The sequence below is a fragment of the Pseudoalteromonas sp. C8 genome (assembly GCF_011378685.1).
In the GTDB taxonomy this organism is placed as follows: domain Bacteria; phylum Pseudomonadota; class Gammaproteobacteria; order Enterobacterales; family Alteromonadaceae; genus Pseudoalteromonas; species Pseudoalteromonas arctica.
This window is the reverse complement of sequence record NZ_WTKT01000003.1, coordinates 167,289-188,929: the sequence shown is the minus strand read 5'-3', so window position 1 is coordinate 188,929 and position 21,641 is coordinate 167,289. Positions and strand designations below refer to the sequence as shown.

Annotated in this window: 15 protein-coding genes; 8 read left to right on the top strand and 7 right to left on the bottom strand. The window is 39.5% G+C overall.

Annotated features, from left to right (window positions below; genetic code table 11):
• Nucleotides 1-45: 45 nt before the first annotated feature.
• The 3 genes from GQR39_RS04520 to GQR39_RS04510 all read left to right on the top strand — a co-directional run bounded on the left by GQR39_RS04520 (nt 46) and on the right by GQR39_RS04510 (nt 3,339).
• The gene (locus tag GQR39_RS04520) at nt 46-1,089 is read left to right on the top strand and encodes an iron-sulfur cluster-binding domain-containing protein (RefSeq protein WP_165734982.1); all 1,044 of its coding nucleotides are present in this window, start codon (nt 46-48) and stop codon (nt 1,087-1,089) included.
• Nucleotides 1,086-2,138 (top strand): acyl-CoA desaturase, encoded by a 1,053-nt coding sequence (locus GQR39_RS04515; RefSeq protein ID WP_165734911.1) that lies wholly within the window; start codon nt 1,086-1,088, stop codon nt 2,136-2,138. Before GQR39_RS04520 ends, GQR39_RS04515 begins: the two co-directional genes overlap by 4 nt.
• Before the next feature lie 199 nt (nt 2,139-2,337).
• Nucleotides 2,338-3,339: a branched-chain amino acid aminotransferase gene (locus GQR39_RS04510; protein WP_257983256.1), complete on the top strand. Its 1,002-nt coding sequence runs from the start codon at nt 2,338-2,340 to the stop codon at nt 3,337-3,339.
• A gap of 81 nt (nt 3,340-3,420) precedes the next feature.
• On the opposite strand, the gene GQR39_RS04505 is transcribed toward GQR39_RS04510, so the two are convergent.
• Nucleotides 3,421-6,003, bottom strand: a complete 2,583-nt coding sequence (locus tag GQR39_RS04505; protein WP_165734910.1) for a TonB-dependent receptor — start codon at nt 6,001-6,003, stop codon at nt 3,421-3,423.
• 671 nt (nt 6,004-6,674) lie between these two features.
• Entirely contained in the window at nt 6,675-6,989 is a 315-nt protein-coding gene (locus tag GQR39_RS04500) for a DUF962 domain-containing protein (RefSeq protein WP_165723651.1), read from the bottom strand.
• Between the two features lie 164 nt (nt 6,990-7,153).
• On the opposite strand from GQR39_RS04500, the gene GQR39_RS04495 reads away from it, so the two are divergent.
• Nucleotides 7,154-9,310, top strand: a complete 2,157-nt coding sequence (locus GQR39_RS04495) for a prolyl oligopeptidase family serine peptidase (RefSeq protein WP_165734909.1) — start codon at nt 7,154-7,156, stop codon at nt 9,308-9,310.
• A 104-nt stretch (nt 9,311-9,414) separates the two neighbouring features.
• On the opposite strand, the gene GQR39_RS04490 is transcribed toward GQR39_RS04495, so the two are convergent.
• Nucleotides 9,415-10,707, bottom strand: coding sequence for an anti-phage deoxyguanosine triphosphatase (locus tag GQR39_RS04490; protein ID WP_165734908.1), 1,293 nt, complete (start codon nt 10,705-10,707; stop codon nt 9,415-9,417).
• A gap of 247 nt (nt 10,708-10,954) precedes the next feature.
• On the opposite strand from GQR39_RS04490, the gene GQR39_RS04485 reads away from it, so the two are divergent.
• Both GQR39_RS04485 and GQR39_RS04480 read left to right on the top strand, forming a co-directional pair.
• The gene (locus GQR39_RS04485; protein ID WP_165727731.1) at nt 10,955-11,761 is read left to right on the top strand and encodes a glucosaminidase domain-containing protein; all 807 of its coding nucleotides are present in this window, start codon (nt 10,955-10,957) and stop codon (nt 11,759-11,761) included.
• Complete coding sequence (locus tag GQR39_RS04480) at nt 11,754-12,422, top strand: DUF2987 domain-containing protein (RefSeq protein WP_101162854.1); 669 nt, start codon at nt 11,754-11,756, stop codon at nt 12,420-12,422. Before GQR39_RS04485 ends, GQR39_RS04480 begins: the two co-directional genes overlap by 8 nt.
• 72 nt (nt 12,423-12,494) lie before the next feature.
• Here the strand turns inward: GQR39_RS04480 and GQR39_RS04475 are convergent, their stop codons facing one another.
• The 3 genes from GQR39_RS04475 to GQR39_RS04465 all read right to left on the bottom strand — a co-directional run bounded on the left by GQR39_RS04475 (nt 12,495) and on the right by GQR39_RS04465 (nt 16,241).
• Nucleotides 12,495-13,499: a LacI family DNA-binding transcriptional regulator gene (locus GQR39_RS04475; protein ID WP_165734907.1), complete on the bottom strand. Its 1,005-nt coding sequence runs from the start codon at nt 13,497-13,499 to the stop codon at nt 12,495-12,497.
• A gap of 62 nt (nt 13,500-13,561) precedes the next feature.
• The gene (locus GQR39_RS04470) at nt 13,562-14,884 is read right to left on the bottom strand and encodes an MFS transporter (RefSeq protein ID WP_165734906.1); all 1,323 of its coding nucleotides are present in this window, start codon (nt 14,882-14,884) and stop codon (nt 13,562-13,564) included.
• Nucleotides 14,885-14,912: 28 nt separating this feature from the next.
• On the bottom strand, nt 14,913-16,241 hold the full coding sequence (locus tag GQR39_RS04465; protein ID WP_165734905.1) for a GH1 family beta-glucosidase: 1,329 nt from the start codon (nt 16,239-16,241) through the stop codon (nt 14,913-14,915).
• 258 nt (nt 16,242-16,499) lie between these two features.
• Here GQR39_RS04465 and GQR39_RS04460 point away from each other — a divergent pair, with 258 nt between their 5' ends.
• Both GQR39_RS04460 and GQR39_RS04455 read left to right on the top strand, forming a co-directional pair.
• The gene (locus tag GQR39_RS04460; RefSeq protein ID WP_121955198.1) at nt 16,500-17,774 is read left to right on the top strand and encodes a sugar MFS transporter; all 1,275 of its coding nucleotides are present in this window, start codon (nt 16,500-16,502) and stop codon (nt 17,772-17,774) included.
• On the top strand, nt 17,774-20,326 hold the full coding sequence (locus GQR39_RS04455; protein WP_165734904.1) for a glycoside hydrolase family 3 N-terminal domain-containing protein: 2,553 nt from the start codon (nt 17,774-17,776) through the stop codon (nt 20,324-20,326). The genes GQR39_RS04460 and GQR39_RS04455 overlap by 1 nt, the downstream gene beginning before the upstream one ends.
• Before the next feature lie 189 nt (nt 20,327-20,515).
• Here GQR39_RS04455 and GQR39_RS04450 read toward each other — a convergent pair whose 3' ends face one another.
• Nucleotides 20,516-21,469 carry a GGDEF domain-containing protein gene (locus tag GQR39_RS04450; RefSeq protein WP_206007763.1) on the bottom strand — a complete coding sequence of 318 codons (954 nt, stop codon included), beginning with the start codon at nt 21,467-21,469 and terminating at the stop codon, nt 20,516-20,518.
• Between the last annotated feature and the right edge of the window lie 172 nt (nt 21,470-21,641).

Below are 21,641 nucleotides of genomic sequence, written 5' to 3'. Positions count from 1 at the left end.
TAAGTTCAAACGTTAAGTATTTTACGACCCAAGAGATTAATAGTGATGATAATTAAAGTATTAAACCAATTTTCAAAATGGTTTTTACACCATCAAAGTTTTGCAGGCTACATAGAGCCAATAATGCAGGTGTTTAAACCTGCGTGGCGTGCAGGGCAGTTTAGAGCGCAAGTAGTTAGTACCGCTGTGCTTGATGGCGGTTTTTTAAGTGTGCAACTTAAACCAAGCAAACAATGGCAGGCGCATACGTCAGGGCAGCATATAAGTTTAACGCTTGAAATTAATGGGCGATTATTAACACGCGTTTTTACCGTGGCTTCAAGCGCTCAGCAATTTAAAAATACAGGTTTGGTGCGCTTACTAATCAAAACAAATGCGCAAGGGCGCTTTACAGGTTTACTCAGTAGCGCATTAAAAGCGGGTTTGTGGTGCAATATTTCTGCGCCAAACGGCGACTTTGTATTTAAAAATACACATACACCGGCTACTTTTGTTGCCGGTGGGTCGGGTATAACACCTATGCTGGCTATGCTTGATGATTACTTAGGCCAAACTACGCAAAAAGTCTCGTTAGTGTATTACGCAAAAGCCACTGAGCATCAATGTGTTGATGAGCTAAGTGAGTTGGCAGCGCAATTTGAGCATTTTTCGTTTTTATTATTAACGCGTGAGCAATCAAGCGATATAACCAGCAATATTAAGCCGTGGGAAAATCCAGACATATACTGCTGTGGCCCTGCTGCATTTATGCAGACGGTGAGCGATTTTGCTAAAACGCATAAGCTAAATTACTACCAAGAAGCATTTGGTTTGGCGCTGCCTAGCTTAAACGACGACAGCCAATTTAATGTGAAAATTAACGCCAGTGCCCATGTTGTATCGGGCAACGATGTTTTACTGACTCAGTTTGAAGAAAAAAAGCTACCCGTTAAACGCGGTTGCGGTATTGGTATTTGCCATCAATGCCAATGTATTAAAAAGTCAGGCGTGGTACGTAATTTAAAAACAGGTGAATTGAGTGACAACGGCGAGCAATTAATCCAACTTTGCGTAAGCCAACCTGTTAGTGATTTGGAGTTACAATTATGAAAAACATTAACTATGACATGCTCGCAAGCGAGTTAGATGCCATTAAAATGGACACCCTTGGCAAAGTAGGCCAACAAGATGCCGACTACATTCGCTCTGTTGTGCGCAAACAGCGAGTGTGTGAATGGAGCGGGCGAATCTTGCTAATGCTTGGTTTTATTCAGCCATTATTGTGGGTTGCAGGCGTGTTATTACTAGCGCTGGCTAAAATTTTAGACAATATGGAAATTGGCCACAATGTAATGCATGGTCAATACGATTGGATGAACGACAAGCAACTTAACTCACAACATTATGAATGGGACATAGCGTGCGACGGGCAAAGTTGGCACCGCGTTCATAACTTTGAGCACCATACGTATACTAATATTATTGGTAAAGACCGTGATTTTGGTTATGGCTTGTTGCGTTTAAGCGATGATTTTAAATGGCGTTTTAAAAATGTATGGCAGTTTTTTACGTATATTAATTTAAGTGTGTTATTTCAGTGGGGCGTGTCGTATCACGAGTTGGCTGCAGAGCGTGTTTTTATAGGTAAAAAGAAAGAAAACCGCGAAGGGCTTGTTTCACACTCTACATTAAAGCAGCGCTTTTTTAGTAAAGGCGCTCGCCAGTTAATTAAAGATTATGCGATATTTCCGTTACTTGCAGGACCTTTATTTTTATGGGTATTGGCCGGTAATTTAGTAGCTAACTTAATCCGTAATTTATGGACGTCGACTATAATATTTTGTGGTCACTTTACTGAAGAAACAGAGACCTTTAAACAAGAAGACTGCGTAAACGAAACCCAAGGGCAGTGGTATTACCGCCAAGTACTGGGCTCGTCTAATATTAGAGGGTCGCATTGGTTTCATGTTTTAACAGGGCATTTGAGCTGCCAAATAGAGCATCACTTATTTCCTGATATGCCGTCTTCGCGCTATCAAGAAGTAGCGCCTCAAGTACAAGCTGTTTTGAAAAAACACGGTATTGATTATCATACAGGTGGTTTTTTTAGACAGTATACGTCGGTGTTAAAACGTATTATTAAATATTCGTTTAAATAAACATGTTTTAATTAACGAATGAAAAAATCGGTCTGTGTAACTACACTGACCGATTTTTTGTTTATTGCACTCAATACGGTTGATTAGTAAACAGCACTTGCAAAAATTTCTCATAGTTAATTAAAAAAGCCTTACTTTAGCTATGGTTAAATAGCGTGTGATTGTCATACAATGGAGGAAAATAGACCACACAAGAGAGATTAAAATGGCCGCATTTGGTACCGTGTTTATGCCGCAGATGATTCAAGCTCGTTTTTCTGATAATAAATGGAGCGAAAGCTCAATTGTCCCTTCCGATAAACTTGAACTTCATGCTGGTGCGCACGTTCTTCATTATTCAAGTACATGTTTTGAAGGCTTAAAAGCCTTTCGCCATGAAGATGGTTCTGTTTATCTTTTTAGAATGGATGCAAACATTGCACGCATGCAACAAAGCTCAGCGCTATTAAGCTTACCGAGTTTTGACAGCGATATGCTAAAAACGATGATTATCGATATTATGCGTGAATACGCAGATGAAACGCCATTACCACCAGGCTCTATGTATATTCGCCCAACGCACATTGGTACTGAGGCGGCAATTGGTAAAGCAGCTGCGCCATCAATGAGCTCGCTTTTATACACGTTACTATCGCCAGTAGGTGATTACTTTGCCGGTGGCGCAACTGCACTGCGCGTACTGCTTGAAGAAGATGGTATGCGCTGCGCTCCGCACATGGGTATGGTAAAAAGTGGTGGTAACTACGCCAGTGCTCTAGCACCTATTAGTGCTGCACGAACTAAGTATCAAGCAGATCAAATTTTATTTTGCCCAGGTGGCGACGTACAAGAAACCGGTGCTGCTAACTTTATACTTATTGATGGCAACGAAATTATCACTAAAGCGCTTGATAGCACGTTTTTACACGGTGTAACGCGTAATAGTATTTTAACCATAGCAAAAGATTTAGGTATGACGGTAAGCGAGCGTAACTTTAGCGTTACTGAGCTACTAGAGCGTGCTGCTAAACCAGGTACTGAAGCGGCGCTTTCGGGCACTGCAGCTGTACTAACTGCTGTGGGTACGTTTATTCATAACGATAAAGAATACAAAGTAGGTACTGGCGAGCCAGGCCCAACTACTGCGCGCCTTCGCCAAGCATTGAACGATATTCAATGGGGTAAAAGTGAAGACAAGCACGGCTGGTTAACTAAAATCTAATTATAGATTTAATCGCAACTCGCATTAAAAAGCCACCTAATCGGTGGCTTTTGTGTGTTTGGTTACTTTAAGCTGTGCTTATTAGAACTTCATTTCTATTTTACCGTACACGTAGCGTCCGTTAAATCCATACGGTGAGAAGCTAGAGTAAGCAAATAAACGTGAGAAGGTGGTTACATCGTCAACATTTTCACGGGTTGCATCTGGGTAAACATCAAAAATGTTATTAGCACCTAAGCTAAGCGATACGTTTTCACTAAGCGAGTAGGCGACATCTAAGTCGGTTATCCATTTAGGCTTAAGCACTTCGTTACGTTCAGGGTTGTCTGAAGGGTCTTGAGTTTCACCGTAACGTGTTGTTCTAAGCGTTGTACGAATATCATCGTTAGTCCACGTTGCACTTAAGTTGTACTTATTACGCGGTGTGCTTACTTCAAAACGACGCAGCTCAGTGCCTGAGAACAAGTTGTCTTGATCAAACCCTGCACCTTGAAGCTCTGCTGGTGGGTCGATAATATTTGTTACTTCATTTTTACCGTAGTTGTAACCTAGGTTAAAGGCTAAATCGCCGTAACCATCAGTTGCTACATTATATGAGGCAACCACATCCACACCACGGGTTTTACTGTCAATTGCATTTAAGAAGAAACGACCTTGGTTAGCGCCTGTGCCTTGAAGTAAATCGGCAATAGCATCGCCCGATAAGTTGTTTGATAGCACAATGCGGTCATCAATTAATATTTGGTAGTAATCAACCGATAAGCTGAAATTAAAGTCGGTAGACCATGTAAAACCAACGCCGTAGTTTGTTGCTTCTTCAGCATCAAGACCCGGTGAGCCCAGTGCTTTTGCTACATCGCTGCTTGGTGCAAAGGTACCGGTTTCGGTTGGTTCGCCATCAACAAATACAGTGGCCACTGAGGTAAAGTATTGTTGCTGCAATGAAGGTGCTCTAAAACCAGTTGATACTGAGGCGCGTAGTGCTAGGTCTTCAGTTAATGAATAACGAGTTGCAATTTTACCGTTAAGTGTATCGCCAAAGTCTGAGTAATCTTCATAACGGGCGGCAACCGCTAAATTCCAATCGTCGGTTAGGTAGGTTTCAAGGTCTATATATAAGCTCACGTTGTGGCGGCTGTTATCGCCCTCTGATTCGGGTGTAAACCCCGGGAATACTTGTGCGCCCGCTGCGCCAAATGGGCCATCAACAGGGTCGGTTACTGCGCCTCCTGGGCCAAATGTGCCTTGTGCATATGATGCTTCTTCGCCAGCATCTATTTGGTATCCTTCGCGGCGATACTCAGCACCTACTGCTACGTTTACAGAGCTTTCTAAAAAGCTGACGTCTACCTCGCGGCTAAAATCAACGTTTAAAGTAAGTTGATCGTAGGTAAGTGTTCCTGCATCAAAGCTTGTTTGGCTAGTAGGGCCATATGAGGTATTTAAGCTATTGGTAACACCAAACTCAAATGCATCTTGACCATATACGGCCGATACATCGTAATTCCATTCACTTACAAAACCTTTAGCGCCAAGTGCCAGTGAAAAGTCATCTATGTCTGAGGTAATAACAGGTAAAAAGCCATCAGGGTATACTTCTTCTATATTACGGCTATCGCTTGCACGGCGATAAAACCCGCCGCCTTCGCCTTCACGTTTGCTATAAGAGCCAAATGAATATAAGTCGACTTCGTTTGTTAACTGGTAACCTGCGTTATAAAACATTGAAAAATCTTCAACATCGCCATTACCAAAGTTATGGTTGTAACGATTTACGGTAAGTTCACGTGGGTCAAGCGCGCCATCTACTGAACCGTCATCTATGCGTGCATAGTTTTCACGGTTATCGTAGTCTGAGCGGTTAGTTGAATGGCGGTCGCGGTATTCTGTTGAGATGTTTAAAAAGCCATTATCGCCAAGCTCAAAACCCATATTACCTTGCAGCGTTAATGTTTGACCATCGGTTAAAGAGCGATCGCCCCCTTCGGTAAATGCTAAATTACCATCACTGCCTTCAGAAACTGATTTTAGCTGTGGTACACCGTCCATTTCGGTTACGTTAGCACCATATATAGCCGCAACTGAACCACCGCTGCTGGCACTTTTAAGTACAATATTAATAACACCCGCTATAGCGTCAGAGCCATATTGCGCTGCTGCACCATCGCGTAATACTTCAATACGGGCAATAGCATTTGCAGGTATCGCATTTAAGTCAACCGATGATGAGCCACGACCCGTTGAGCCATTTAAGTTAAGTAATGCGTTGCTGTGGCGGCGTTTACCATTAACAAGCACTAAAGTGTGATCGGGTGCTAAGCCACGAAGCTGAGCGGGGCGTACATGGTCGCTGCCATCAGTAAGTGATGCTTGTGGGAAGTTAAAGCTGGGTAATAAACTGCTAAGTAGGGCATTCGTTTCAGTAAAGCCTGAGTTTTTAAGTGCATCTGCACCAATTATATCGATGGGTACTGCGCTGTCTTCTACTGTACGGCCTAATCGGCGAGAGCCAATTACGCTTATTTGTTCGATGTTTTCTTCTGCTTTAGTGTCTTGCTCTGCAGCATTTACTGAGAGCGAACCAAGTAGTGCAGCAGACGCGCTCATTGCGAGTAATATTTGTGGTACCGATTGCTGTAATTTAAATAACGGTTTTCTATTCATGCTGTATTTCCCCATACCCATTGAATTATTTTAGTTTTGTACAAAAAGATTAATAATACCAACCCGCAATAATACTTAATCATTTTTAGGGGCTAAACGTGTCGCTATCTGCGTTAAAAAATTCTCATTTAGAACAACTAAACAGCGAATTTTTTGCCTAGTTATCAACACGTTTCTCCATCCTCAAAATAGATCACTTAATTAAGCGAATTGGTATAAGCTTTTTTGTTACCTTGAACATATACTTAATTAACAAAGTCAGTCAATTGAATAACATTCAATTAATTTAAGAGTTTTTATAATTACATTTGGTTGTTTTTTATAATGATCATTGTTTTAGTTATATAGCGAAGGTAATTGCTAAGTAATTGATGAATAATGAATTATATTTAAAAGTTAAATTTAACGTTTAATTAACTGGTAAGATGAGATGGATGGTTTAAATTAATTATGGGTAGGGAACCATTTTTATTGGGCTGGCAATAAATAGCTGTTGAGCTATAAATATTTTTTAAAATTTAAAATACAAATAAACCCATTGGATGTTAACTAAATTAACATTTAATAGGTGTGTTATAAATTATGTACTACTTATTAGAACCTATACTTTAAAGCATGAAGCAATTTTGTTTTTATAAGTAATTGGTATAAAAAAAGTGCTAAAAATAGTGTTAAAATTTAATTTTTCCAACAAGCATATCTTTAAACATTACCCAATCTCCCCATAAACTGTAAAAAGGGTGTTTAAAAGTAGCAGGGCGGTTTTTTTCAAAAAAGAAATGTCCGACCCACGCAAATCCATATCCAATAACAGGTAATAGCCACAATAAACTGTAGTGTTGTTTTAATAATGCTATTGCGATTACAGCAAGAACAAGTGTACTTCCTATAAAATGTAAGCGGCGGCAAATCACGTTGCGGTGTTCTTTTAAATAATAAGGGTAGAAGGCTTTAAAGCTTTTAAACGTGGGGTTTTTACTTTGCATAGTGTGCTCTTTTATTGTTTTTTATTTTAATGAGGGTTGTGCTATTAAAGCGTAAGTTTACATTTGTTTACAGCGATAAATGGCGCTTAACGCATCTAAATAGACAAAAGGGCTAAAAGTTAATAACTTAGGCGCACTATCAATAAATAAGAATGGAACTCAGGATGTTTAAACACACTCTAGCATGTGCTGTAATTGTAGCGCTTAGCGGCTGTTCAGAGCCAACTAATACGGTAACTCAAGAAGAAGTAAAAGCACCTATGAAGCAAGTTAATGCAGTTATATACCCAGAAACAAAAAAAGGCGATGTAGTAGATACCTACTTTGAAGAAGCGGTTAGCGACCCATATCGTTGGCTTGAAGATGATATGAGCGACGAAACTGCCGATTGGGTTAAAACGCAAAACAATTTAACGTTTTCTTATTTAGAACAAATACCTTATCGCGATAAGTTAAAACAGCGCCTTGAAAAACTAATGAATTACGAAAAAATAGGCGCTCCTTTTACTGAAGGCGATTACACCTATTTTTATAAAAACGATGGCCTGCAAAATCAATATGTCTTGTACCGCAGTAAAGATGGCGGCGACGTTGAAGTATTTTTAGATCCAAACAAGTTTAGTGAAGATGGTACGACGTCTATGTCGGGTTTATCGTTTTCAAAAGATGGGTCATTGCTCGCATATCAAATATCTGAAGGTGGCAGCGATTGGCGTAAAATTATAGTTATTGATGCACATACCAAAGAGCAAGTTGAAGAAGCGCTTGTTGACGTTAAATTTAGTGGCATTGATTGGTTAGGCAACGAAGGTTTTTATTATTCAAGTTACGAAAAACCTAAAGGGAGTGAGCTTTCGGCTAAAACAGATCAGCATAAAGCGTATTACCATAAGCTAGGTACTGCTCAGTCTGCTGACCGTGTTGTATTTGGTGAAACTGATGAGCAAAAACATCGCTATGTAGGCGCTGATGTAACCCATGACGGCCGATACTTACTTATTTCAGCTAGTACGTCTACTTCAGGCAATAAGCTGTTTATAAAGGACTTAACAAAAGAAAACAGTGAGTTTGTAACGGTTGTTGGAAATACTGATTCAGATACATCAGTTATTGATAACGAAGGCAGCAAGCTGTTTTTAGTTACTAACCTTAATGCACCAAACAAAAAAGTAGTGACGGTTGATGCAAGTAACCCAAGCCCTGAAAATTGGGTTGATTTAATTCCAGAAACCAAAAACGTACTAAACCTTACAAAAGGTGGCGATACCTTTTTTGCTAACTACATGGTTGATGCGATTTCGCAGGTAAAACAGTACAACAAAAAAGGCGAGCTAATTCGCGAAATTTCATTACCAGGCGTGGGTACTGCACGTGGTTTTGGCGGTAAAAAAGATCAAACAACGCTTTATTATTCGTTCACTAACTACAAAACACCAGGTACTACTTATACGTTTGATGTCGCTACGGGTGAATCGGGTGTTTATCGTAAATCGGCTATTGATTTTAATAGCGATGATTACACGTCTGAGCAAGTGTTTTACACATCAAAAGACGGTACTAAAATACCGATGGTAATTACCTATAAAACAGGCATTAAGCTTGATGGTTCAAACCCTACTATTTTATACGGTTACGGTGGTTTTAATATTAGTTTAACGCCAAGCTTTAGCCCTGTTAATGCAGTATGGCTTGAGCAAGGTGGTGTATACGCCGTTGCTAATATTCGCGGTGGTGGTGAGTACGGTAAAGACTGGCACAATGCCGGCACTAAATTGCAAAAGCAAAATGTGTTTGACGACTTTATTGCGGCAGCTGAGTACTTAAAAGATAAAAAGTACACGTCTAAAAAGCGTTTAGCACTTCGCGGTGGATCTAACGGTGGCTTGTTAGTTGGTGCAGTGATGACGCAGCGCCCTGACTTATTTCAGGTGGCACTACCTGCTGTAGGTGTACTTGATATGCTGCGCTACCATACATTTACTGCGGGCGCTGGTTGGGCATACGACTACGGTACCAGTGAGCAAAGCAAAGAAATGTTTGAATACATTAAAGGTTATTCACCACTTCATAATGTAAAAGCAGGTGTTGAGTATCCAGCCACTATGATTACAACTGGCGATCATGATGACCGCGTTGTCCCTTCGCATTCGTTTAAGTTTGCCGCTGAGCTTCAAGCAAAGCAAACAGGTAATAACCCAACGCTTATTCGCATAGAAACAAACGCAGGGCATGGTGCAGGTACACCAACGAGTAAAACAATTGAGCAGTATGCTGATATATTTGGTTTTACGCTATATAACATGGGCGTAGAGTCGTTATAAAAGCGCTTTAACAAAATAGCTAACTTTAATAGCTGAGCAAAAAGGCCGAGTAAATTTAATTTACTCGGCCTTTTCAATGTTAGCAGTTAGCAGTTAGTAGTTAGCTATTGCATAGGTGAAAACAATCGTTGATACGTTTTATAAGCGTACTCGTCGGTCATTCCGCTTAAGTAATCGCAAATTATACGCATACCTTGGTTTTGCTTTTGCGCTTCTATGTATTGTGCTTGTGTTGTTTCGGGCAATAAACGCAGCGGATCGCTAGCAAACGCGGTAAATAACTCTATTAGTAAGTTTTGACCTTTGAACTCTATTTGCTGCATTTCGGGGTCACGTATTAAACGTTGAAACACAAAATGCTTAAATATTTGCAATACATTGTCGTATTGGGCATCTAATTTAGCGGTGTACTTTAAAATAGGGCATTCAAAGTCATCGTTTTGAATATCTAAATGTATATGAATAATAAAGGTATTAACCAGCTCACCTATGGCATCTTTTCGCTCATAATCATTTTTTGAAAACAAACGCTTGGTGAGTGACTCAAGCATGCTGTTTAACCAGTCAAAATTTAGTGCTTTTAAATGGGGCAGAGCATGGGTTTGCCAATCGTCTAACGTAAGTACATGGGTTGCAATGGCATCTTCTAAGTCATGAACGGCGTATGCTATATCGTCGGCATGTTCCATTATGGCGCTGTCGAGCGATTTATACGTTGTTTTAGCGCGGTACTTATCAATAGCGGCATGATTACCCAGCAACGTTTTATCGTTTTGACTCAGTGGTTCTACTATCCAATTGAATATGGCTGCATCGTCGTTGTATAACCCTTTGGCAGGTCGCCATTCATCTGCTTTTATAAATGCACGACCGGTTGCGGCATCGGGAATGGTATGCCATAGCGTGTTAATAAATGCGGGGTATTTTATAAAACCTAATAAAGTACGACGAGTTAGGTTCATACCGTGCCCATTACTGTAGGGCTCAAGTTTTGCAACTATGCGCAGTGTTTGTGCGTTACCTTCAAAACCACCGTGATCGCGCATCATGTAATTTAGCGCTATTTCACCACCATGACCAAAAGGCGGATGGCCTATATCGTGCGCTAAACACAGTGTTTCGAGCAGTCCGGTTGATGGAAAGTGCGTAAAGTCGCTATGTTGCGCTTTTAAATGACGCAATATGCCGGTACCAATTTGCGATACTTCTAAAGAGTGGGTAAGGCGAGTGCGGTAAAAGTCGTTTAGGCCAATGCCCATAATTTGGGTTTTAGCTTGCAAACGCCTAAATGCAGCTGCATGAATAATACGCGAACGATCGACCTGCCACGGCGAGCGGTTATCGTTAGGACGATGTTTATATTGCTCTATTATTCGGCTTTGCCATTGTTTATCCATACTGCTTACTCACACATAGTTAATATTATTAAACTTTGCCCAGTATACCCATGGACTTATAAATTGCGAATGAACAAATACACTACATAGGCTCTGTTTTATCTAAAATTCAAATACACTGCTGAAAATTCAACCGTAAAAGGTCATCAAACCCCAGTTATTCGCGTTTATAAAGTGGCTTAGGTATAATGCGCCTTCGTATGCTTGTGTATAAACCATGCATAACTAAGTTTAATAGAGAGAATAGATGTTAAAAACGATTTTTAAGCTTTTACTAACTGTATTTTTTGTTTGGGCGCTTGCATACCCGTTTATACAAAGTGACGATGTTGAACTAGACGAGCAAACGTCAGAACAACCAAAAAAAGTGAAGAAAAAAGAAAAACCATTACATAATGTAAAACTGCCAAAATTTTCAGAATTTAGTGATGTTAAAGAAAAAAAACATGCATTTTTTAGCTTTATTCGTCCGCACGTTGAAGCCGAAAATAAAAAAATATTACAGCAACGCGCTAAGCTCGAAATAGCACGCATGATGTTACAAAACGAATTACCTTTAGAAAAAAAGCAAAACAAAGATATTGCTAAAATTTTAAAGTCGTATGACTTACCAACCACGGTTGATACGCTAATACTTACGCAAGCATTGCGCCGTGTTGATGTAATTCCTAAAGAATTAGCGCTTATGCAAGCTGCAAACGAATCTGCATGGGGCACTTCGCGTTTTGCACGTATTGGCCTTAACTTTTTTGGTCAGTGGTGTTACACAAAAGGTTGTGGCATGGTGCCAAAACGCCGTAATACCGGGGCTGCGCACGAAGTTGCTGCGTTTAAATCGGTAAGAGCTGCTATAAACTCTTACTTTAAAAACATAAATACGCATCCTGCTTATAAAGATTTGCGCGCAATACGTGAAAACTTACGTCTTGAGCAAAAACCAATTTTAGCGACTGAACTTACACATGGTTTAATGTCTTACTCTGAGCGCGGTGAAGCGTATATAGAAGAGTTAAACACGATGATTAGCCAAAATAGAGCCTACTTTGATGAATAAATACATTTTTAATTGTACCAACGCTATTGTGTTAGTGCTGCTGAGCATTAGTGCGTTTAATGTAAATGCGAGAGAATTTGTGATGTCGTATGACGGTTTTTACGACCGCTTAAAAATTGTTAACAAAGGCGATTTTCAATATGCGCGAGTTAACTTTTACATTAGTGATATTGGTACTAATGAAACATGTGCAATTAAAAGCGGTACTATTTTAACCGAAAGAAACGAGTATCCACTTAACTTTACCGATAAAGCACAATTACTATTGCCGTTCGATAAGCAGCTTGATACCGATAAAGCGGTTATTGTAGTAGAGCCGCTCAATCCTGTACACGATTGCCAATTAAAGCTACAAATAGAAGCAAACGAACTTGAAGGTTTAGCATTTTCAAAGCAGTCGTTATATACCATTAACGAAGAACTTGATGAGCTATTAACTGATTTGTCGGGCTTTTTTGTAAGTAAATTAATGTGGTTTTTATTACCCGAACAAAAGGGCGTAGCAGTTACATTTAAAAGCCCAATGCAATTTGATGATAAGAGCATAACGTGTGAAAAGTCAGTGTGTTATTTTGCAGTTGAAGATAGCTGGGAAGATGATAGCGCAGTGCTTGGAGATATATCGAACGTTATTAAAGTAACGCCTTGGATTGTTAAGTAGCTCACATACAAAAAGCGGCATTTAGCCGCTTTTTTTGTACCAAAATCAGTACTCGTTTTTAGTCTTTGGTTTTTATTTAATAAGTGGCGCTGATGAATCGCGCTGCATTAAAGTAGGTTCAAAAAAGCGATTTATAACGAGGTTTTTATTTTGATATACGTCTTTAAGCACTAATTTAGCTGCCATTTCGCCCATTTTCCCGACCGGATTATCTATGGTCGTGAGTGTAGGGTATAGGTAGTTTGCAAAAATAACGTTATCAAATCCAACAATCGATAAATCAATTGGTAAGTTATAACCGTGCTCTCGTGCATACTTCATGGCACCGGAGGCCATTTCGTCATTGGCGCATACCAGTGCAGTAAAGCTAAGTTTTTCATCAATAAAATGTTTTAAGCCTTTACTACCGCCAGTTTCGTTAAAGTCGCCAATATAATAAAGCGTAGGATCAAATTTAACACCAGCCTCTGTAAGCGCTTGTTTGTGACCTTCAAGTCTATTAAATGCATCGGCTTTAAACTGCGGGCCTGCAATATACGCTATTTGTGTATGGCCTTGATTTAATATCGATTTAGTGGCTAGGTAACCACCTAATTGATTATCTAGGCTGATACAGTTGTCTTTTAGTTGCTCTACGTAACGGCTCATTAAATAAACGGGTGTAGAGCCTTGGCTTAATTTTATTAGGTAGTCGTCTGAGACGGCTTCTACGTGCAAAATAATGGCATCGCAGCGTCTGCTAATTAAAAACTCAATGCCTTCTTGTTCTTTGTCTTCTTCACTGTGTCCGGTGGTAATAATAACGTGTTTACCCGCAGCACGAAGCTCTGATTCAATACCTGCCATCATTTGGGCAAAGAAAGGACCATGTAACTCAGACACTAAAATACCGACACTGTTAGTACAGTTAGAGGCTAAAGATTGCGCTATTGAATTAGGCTTGTAGCCAAGCTGCGCCATAGCATTAAGCACTTTTTGTTTAGTTTTATCGCTTACACGGGTATTTTTGTTCATCACGCGAGAAACGGTGGCTAACGATACGCCCGCAAGCTCTGAGACTTGATAAATTGTTGCCATGTTATTTGTTCACTCGCTTATCCTTAACTACTTCGGCTAAATAATACCTTAGAGTATATATCTTAACTAGCTGTTAGTTTAGATTGAATATTTTCAACAACCTGATTAGTCAGTGTATATTTTTTCATTATGTAGGCAACAAATAATGAGCCAAAAGCAGGTAGTACAGTGAATGACAGTAAAATACCGTGTTGGGTATCAAGAGTTTGTACTGCATCGGCCTGATAACTGTAAAAAGATAACAACCAGCCTGCAATTGCGCCGCCTACAGCCACGCCCATTTTAATAAAAAATATAACGCCTGAATAAACCAAACCCGTAATGCGTACACCTGTTTTTTCATGCCCGTAATCTATGGTGTCGGCCATTTTTGCCCACAACAATGGGGTTGCCATATCTAAAAAGAATTTCCATAAAATAAAGGCCGCAAATGCCAATACTAAAGAGTCTTTACTAATAAAGTAACTAAAACCACAAATAGCGGCGGCAATAACTTGTAAGCTTATATAGGCCTTTATTTTACAAAAGCGCTTTGCAAGTGGTTGAGCTAAAGCGCAACCTACCATACTGGCTGCAACACCTAGCGTCATAAATAAGGTGATTAAATCGTCTCGACCTAAATAGTATTTTACGTAGTAAACAGCAAGCGTAAGCCTTAATACTTGCCCGGTAAGTAAAAAAAATGCAGCTAAGCAAAGTGTTCGCCACTGATCGTTTTTAATTAAGGCTTTAACACTTTTGGCAAAAGGAATGTTTTGCTCTTTTGGCTGTTGTATACGCTCTTTTGTGCCTAAAAAACAAAGTAAAAACAGTACAAAACCTAAAATGCTCATTGCAGTCATTGTGTATTGATAGCCCTTGGCAGCATCGCCTTGTCCAAAATACTCAACCATTGGCATAGTACAACCCGCTACTATTACGCCGCCTAACATACCAAATACAAACCGGTAAGACTGAATAGTAACGCGCTCTTTTACGTCTGCAGTAAGTACGCCGCCCAATGCACAATAAGGGATATTAATAGCGGTGTAGACAACCATAAGAAGTGTGTAAGTAGTAAAGGCATAAATTATTTTATCGGTGCCTTCTAAATCGGGCGTAGTGAACGCTAAAATACTTATAATAGCAAAAGGAAGTGCAAGCCAAAGTAAGTAGGGGCGAAAGTGCCCCCAGCGCGTATGTGTTTTATCAGCAAGGTTACCCATTAATGGATCGGTTACGGCATCAAAAATACGCACTGCTAAAAACATAGTACCAACAACGGCAGGCGATAAACCTACTACATCTGTGTAGTACAGCATTAAAAACATCATAACTGTTTGAAAAATAATATTACTGGCGGTGTCGCCTAAGCCATACGCTATTTTTTCTTTTACACTGACCATGATTGTTTATCCCGCTTTGTGCTTATTATTATCTATTTGAGATAAGTGCTTTATAGGCTAAGCCACTATTTTTAATAGTACGTTGCTGCGTTTTATAATCAACATAAACAATACCAAAGCGCTTTAAATAACCTTCTGCCCACTCAAAGTTGTCCATTAAGCTCCAAGCAAAGTAGCCATCTATAACAACACCCTGTTCAACTGCATTGTGAACTGCGTTTAAATGAGTATTATAATAACTTAAACGGTCTAAGTCGTTAACTTCGCCATTATTATATGTGTCGGGCATTGCTGCGCCATTTTCGGTTATATAAATAGGCGGTAGGGTGTATGTCTTATTAAGCGATACAAGCAAATCGGTAAACGATTGCGGGTAAACCTCCCACCCCATATCTGTCAACGGACCCGTAGGTGCAATGGGTTCATAAATATCAGTAGGGTGCGCTTTATAAACTTGGCGGGTATAAAAGTTAATGCCTAAGTAATCAATTGGCTGAGAAATTAATTCCATATCACCTGGGTGTATGTCTGGTAAGTGATCCTCAGGTAGTTGGCTAATTATATCAGGGTATTTACCGTCCATTATTGGTTTCATGTACCACTGATTTAAATAGTCATCAGCGTATTTGGCACTGTCTATGTCTTGTTGAGTATCTGTAAGTGGGTAGGCGGGTGTAAAGTTAAGCACAATGCCGTTTTGAGTATCAGGCGATGTTTTATTTAGCACGTTCATAGCGAGACCATGAGCGAGTAATAAGTGATGAGCTGCTTTTTTACCATACTGCTTGCCTACTAGGCCTGGGGCATGTATGCCAATTTCGTAACCTAAAAACGCGCTGCAAAAGGGTTCGTTTAATGTAGCGTAAGAATACACTCGTGTTCCAAATGCGTTAGTAATTAGTTCTACGTACTGCTCAAATGCATAAGCTGTTTTTCTGTTAAGCCAGCCGCCTTCATCTTCAAGATGTTGCGGTAAATCCCAGTGATACAAAGTAACAAAGGCTTTTATTTTTTTTCGTTTTAGCTCATCTAAAATATCAGTATAAAACTTAACGCCTACAGGATTTAACTTTCCGTCTTGAGTCATAACGCGAGGCCATGAAATAGAAAGCCTGTAAGCATCAACACCTAGAGACTCTATTAAATCTATGTCTTGTTGCCAATTGTTGTAATGATCGCAGGCAATATGACCATGTGAATTGTCAGCAATTTTACCTGCAGTACTACAAAAGGTATCCCAAATACACGGTAAGCGATGCTCATACCCGCCCTCTATCTGAAATGATGCTGTTGCTACACCATAAACAAAGTCTTTTGTTAATAGAGGTGAATTAAATGGTAATGATATTTTTGTCATTGGTTACAAACCTTTTTGAGAACTTAATTGCACGCTTAGCGCCTATTTTTACTGACTTTCAGCGGGTACAAAACATTATTAAAAATAAAAGTTGTTGAAATATGTAACATGTTCGTATTTAATTAGCCGTGAAAGCGCTTACATTTTTAGATTAATGTTAATTAATCTTCAGGTCAACTCTTTAATACTGCGCCTTAGCGGGGTTTGTATTAATTACTTACTGAAGATCAATTTATAATAATAAATTGCGGAGAGCACATGGCTAGTTCAGCACCACTGACATCACACACACAGTCGCAAAACCACCAAGATAAAAACTATGGTTTTGCACTTACATCTTTAACTTCACTGTTTTTTATGTGGGGTTTTATTACCTGCTTAAATGATATTTTGATTCCGCATTTAAAAGCGGTTTTCGATTTAACTTATGTTCAAGCAATGCTTGTGCAGTTTTGCTTTTTTGGCGCTTACTTTTTAATGTCACTCCCTAGTGGATACATTGTTAAAAAGCTTGGTTATAAAAAAGGAATCGTGGTTGGGCTTTTAATTGCGGCAGTAGGGTGTATCTTATTTTACCCAGCAGCGTCTTTACATAGTTATCCTGTATTTTTATTTGCTTTATTTGTACTTGCAAGTGGCATAACGTTATTACAAGTATCTGCAAATCCTTATGTAAGTTTGTTGGGTTCAGCAAAAACTGCGTCGTCTCGTTTAACACTAACCCAAGCTTTTAACGCGTTGGGTACTACGGTTGCGCCATCATTTGGTGCTCTGTTAATTCTGGACTCAGCGTCAGAAGCCTTTTTAACACCTGCACAAAATGCAGAATCAGTACAACTTCCTTACCTCCTTTTAGCTGCAATGCTTATTTTACTAGCCGGTATTTTTGCATGGCTTAAATTACCAGACATTATGAGCGAGCAAAAAGCAGAAGCCGAAAAATCAGAGGCAATTGAAGGCAGTGCTTGGCAGTATCGCCATCTTGTATTAGGTGCTGTGGGTATATTTATGTATGTAGGCGCCGAAGTGGCAATTGGTAGCTTTTTAGTAAGCTTTTTAGCACAAGAAAATATAGCAGGGCTAAAAGAGCATGCTGCAGCTCATTACATCACTTATTATTTTGGTGGTGCTATGGTTGGGCGTTTTATTGGTGCTGCTGTAATGCAAAAATTACCTGCTGGTAAAGTACTTGGCTTTAACGCAACCATGGCTATTATTTTAGTCGTTATTGCCATGAGCACGTCGGGTCAATTAGCAATGTGGTCAATACTATTGGTTGGTTTATTCAATTCTATTATGTTCCCCACTATTTTTAGTTTAGCGTTAAATGGACTTGGCAAACATACAGCTCAAGGCTCTGGCATTTTGTGTTTGGCGATTGTGGGTGGTGCAATAGTGCCACTTTTACAAGGTGCACTTGCTGATACTGTGGGTGTTCAACTTTCGTATGTTTTACCTATTTTATGTTACATATTTATCGTGTTCTATGGTTTAAGCGGTAGCAAACCAGTTCAAGCGCAGGAGACTCTATAATGAAAACCCCTTTTACACTTAATAAAATAGCCTTAGCAACATTAATTGCATCAGTAGGTACTTTATCGGCTTGTTCAAACGACGCAGTGACATCGGTTGAAACTAATGAAACGTTATCTAAAACAGCGCAAATTTGGCCAAAACTTAATATTGCCGTTAAAAAAGATGCCGATATTGAAGCTAAAATAGTTAACTATTTAAAAGCCATGACACTTGAGCAAAAGGTTGCTCAAATGATTCAGCCAGAAATTCGTGATATTACCGTTGAAGACATGCGTAAATATGGCTTCGGTTCATATCTTAATGGTGGTGGCGCATTCCCTAATGGCGACAAACATGCAACACCTATGGACTGGGTAGCCTTAGCAGAGAGCTTTTATCAAGCTTCTGTCGACGACTCAGTTGATGGCAGTAGTATCCCAACTATGTGGGGCACCGATGCAGTACATGGCCATAATAATGTAATTGGTGCGACGTTATTTCCGCACAACATTGGTTTAGGCGCGGCGAATAATCCTGATTTAATCGAGCAAATAGCATCGATTACTGCAGTAGAGGTAATGGCTACGGGTATTGATTGGGTATTTGCACCCACAGTTGCCGTAGTGCGCGACGATCGCTGGGGAAGAACCTACGAAGGTTACTCAGAAGATCCAAAAATTGTACATGATTACTCAGCAGCCATAGTAAATGGCTTACAAGGTAAAGCCGATGACGATTTTTTAAGTGACAAGCGTGTAATTAGTACCGTTAAGCACTTTATTGGCGACGGTGGCACGGTTGATGGTGATGATCAGGGTAATAATATCGACAGTGAACAATCATTATTTGATATTCACGCACAAGGCTATGTAGGCGGTTTATCAGCAGGTAGCCAATCGGTTATGGCTTCTTTTAATAGCTGGAATGGCGTTAAAAATCACGGCAATAAATACTTACTTACAGATGTATTAAAAACACGTATGGGTTTTGATGGTTTTGTAGTGGGTGATTGGAATGGTCATGGGCAAATTAAAGGCTGTACTAACGAAAGCTGTGCACAAGCCGTTAATGCAGGCCTTGATATATTTATGGTGCCAACAGGTGCCTGGAAGCCACTTTATAACAATACAATTGCGCAAGTTAAGTCAGGCGAAATTAGTATGAGCCGTATTGATGACGCAGTGAGCAGAATATTACGCGTAAAACTTCGCGCTGGTTTATTTGATAAACCAAGCCCGGCTAAGCGTCTTTACTCGGGTAAAACAGAACTTATTGGCGCGCAAGAGCATCGCGAAGTCGCACGCCAAGCTGTGCGCGAATCGCTTGTATTACTTAAAAATAAAAATAACCTATTACCTATCGAAGCTAATCAACGCGTACTTGTTGCAGGTGATGGTGCTGATAATATAGGTAAACAGTCGGGTGGTTGGAGTATTACGTGGCAGGGGACTAATAATAAAAATGCTGATTTCCCTGGAGCAACGTCAATTTACAAAGGGCTTGAAGAACAAATATCTGCAGCAGGTGGAAGTGTTACTTTAAGTGCTGATGGTACGTTTGATCAACGTCCTGATGTTGCTATTGTTGTATTTGGTGAAGAACCTTACGCAGAAGGGCACGGCGATAAAGATAACCTTGAGTTTGAGCGCGGAAATAAAAAGTCATTAGCACTTTTAAGCTCGCTAAAAGAGCAAGGCATTCCTGTTGTATCGGTGTTTATATCAGGTCGACCTATGTGGGTTAACAGCGAACTTAACGCATCTGACGCGTTTGTAGCTGCATGGTTGCCAGGTACAGAAGGCGCAGGTATTGCTGATGTTTTACTAAAAGCGGCAGACGGCACCATTCAAAATAACTTTAAAGGTAAACTATCGTTTTCTTGGCCTAAATCAGCGGTAGAAACTGCGGTTAATAAAGGCGATGAAAATTACGACCCATTACTCCCTTATGGTTTTGGTTTAACGTACGGCGATAAAAACGTATTAGCTGACGACCTTGATGAAGACTCTAAACTTGATAACTCAGGGCTTACGAGTATGGATATACTTGTTGGTGCACCTGTAGCACCATGGCGCTTATTGTTAAAATCGGGCGATGAGCTTTTAGATGTATCGAGTAGTACTCATGAATTTGGTGCAATTAAATACCGAACTGAGGACAAAATAGTACAAGAAGACGCGCGCCAATTTAACTTTAGCGGTGCAGAAAAAGCCAGTGCTGAAATAGTAACAAGCTTTGCAGAAGATACCATTGCCTACGTTGAAGCCGATAGTGTGATTAGCTTTGATATTAAATTAAACGAAGCACTAACGAGCGATATAGCATTTGCTATGACTTGCTCGGGTGAATGTGGTGCAAGCATTGATTTAGCAAACGTAGTGGATAAAAGCATTGAGAATAAATGGCAGTCAGTATCAATCGATTTAGGTTGTTTTGCTGATAAGGGTGTTAATTTTGCAAACCTAACAAGCCCATTTAGCTTACGCAGCAATGGTAAAGCATCAATTTCTGTGGCTAATATTCAGTTTGTGCCAAATAAGGCAGGCGAAGCTACACTGTCTTGTAAGTAGTTTATTAACTCTATTGTGTGTATACCAAAGCCCTTCGAATGAAGGGCTTTTTTTATGTAGAGGATTAATACTAACCTGCATAAATACTTGAGCTAATTGATATAACTAAATAGGAGCAAGTCGCTATAAATACAAAGAGTTACCACGTTCTTATAGGAGGAACCTTTTTTATAATAGCTTGTAAAATAATTAGCACTGCATTAAGAGGTTTTTTTCGTCAAAGCTGACTACTTTATCTCTGCCAGTTTCTTTAGCAAGATAAAGGCGCTTATCAGCCAGCGATAGTAAGTCTTTTACACTCATTTTACCATTTACAGAGTGACTCACTCCCGCGCTCACAGATAGTTTTATATGCGCGTTTTGATAATAAAACGGATGCTTAGAAATATTTTCACGTAAGTGCTCTGCATATTCTTTAGCTGCTCGTAGGGAATAGTCTGGTAGTAATATTGCAAATTCTTCACCGCCTATTCTGGCGCAAATACCTTCATCAAAAAATTGCTCTTTTATGTGCTGCGCAATCCATTTAATTGCTTGATCGCCCGTGTCGTGCCCGTACTTATCGTTTACATGCTTAAAAAAGTCGATATCTAGAATAATTATAGATACATTTATATCATTGTTATTAGGTTGTTTAAGGACTGCTTTGGCGTTATTAAAGAAACCTCTGCGATTAAATAACTGTGTAAGAGAGTCGGTATTGGCAAGGTTCGATAGCGTGTATTCACTATTGGAAAATAACAAAAATGGCAGTATAAGAGCACTCAGTGTGGCTAATAGTAAATGACTAATAAGCACAATTTGCAAAGGGGTTGCTACATCTTGAATACTCGAACTAAGTACCGGTATTGATAGAAATATAGCATTTAAAAACATAACTCCACTGTGCACTAAAAAGCAGGTAATTAACGCCTTTTTCTGGGCTTTAGCAACAAAGCTCATGCTTTTGATTAAATACGCTGTGTAAATAAATAATCCGGCAATTACTAAACTCGTTAGCATTTTTGCTGCACCGAAAGGATAAATTGCCAATAACAATAAGCTAGAAAAACCAAATATGCAGTAAAGAGGCATTAAGCTAATATTTTGTACGTTTTTGTATTTATATAGTCCAACAATAATTAAAAGTGGGCTAGTAATCATTGAAACACTAGCTAAATAGTGGGTTATTAAAGGAAGATCTATGAATAAGCGCAAACATGCTAGTATTTCGGCTAATGCGAATGTGGCACAGGCTAAACCAAATAATAAAAAAGATGTTTGTTTTTTATATTTATAAATTGAGAGAAAAAATAAGCTTATGAATAAGTTAAGG

Coding starts and splice junctions, on each gene's coding strand:
- GQR39_RS04520 (WP_165734982.1), top strand. CDS start 46: ATGATAATTAAAGTATTAAACCAATTTTCAAAATGGTTTTTACACCAT.
- GQR39_RS04515 (WP_165734911.1), top strand. CDS start 1,086: ATGAAAAACATTAACTATGACATGCTCGCAAGCGAGTTAGATGCCATT.
- GQR39_RS04505 (WP_165734910.1), bottom strand. CDS start 6,003: ATGAATAGAAAACCGTTATTTAAATTACAGCAATCGGTACCACAAATA.
- GQR39_RS04500 (WP_165723651.1), bottom strand. CDS start 6,989: ATGCAAAGTAAAAACCCCACGTTTAAAAGCTTTAAAGCCTTCTACCCT.
- GQR39_RS04495 (WP_165734909.1), top strand. CDS start 7,154: ATGTTTAAACACACTCTAGCATGTGCTGTAATTGTAGCGCTTAGCGGC.
- GQR39_RS04490 (WP_165734908.1), bottom strand. CDS start 10,707: ATGGATAAACAATGGCAAAGCCGAATAATAGAGCAATATAAACATCGT.
- GQR39_RS04485 (WP_165727731.1), top strand. CDS start 10,955: ATGTTAAAAACGATTTTTAAGCTTTTACTAACTGTATTTTTTGTTTGG.
- GQR39_RS04480 (WP_101162854.1), top strand. CDS start 11,754: ATGAATAAATACATTTTTAATTGTACCAACGCTATTGTGTTAGTGCTG.
- GQR39_RS04475 (WP_165734907.1), bottom strand. CDS start 13,499: ATGGCAACAATTTATCAAGTCTCAGAGCTTGCGGGCGTATCGTTAGCC.
- GQR39_RS04470 (WP_165734906.1), bottom strand. CDS start 14,884: ATGGTCAGTGTAAAAGAAAAAATAGCGTATGGCTTAGGCGACACCGCC.
- GQR39_RS04465 (WP_165734905.1), bottom strand. CDS start 16,241: ATGACAAAAATATCATTACCATTTAATTCACCTCTATTAACAAAAGAC.
- GQR39_RS04460 (WP_121955198.1), top strand. CDS start 16,500: ATGGCTAGTTCAGCACCACTGACATCACACACACAGTCGCAAAACCAC.
- GQR39_RS04455 (WP_165734904.1), top strand. CDS start 17,774: ATGAAAACCCCTTTTACACTTAATAAAATAGCCTTAGCAACATTAATT.
- GQR39_RS04450 (WP_206007763.1), bottom strand. CDS start 21,469: ATGATTACTAGCCCACTTTTAATTATTGTTGGACTATATAAATACAAA.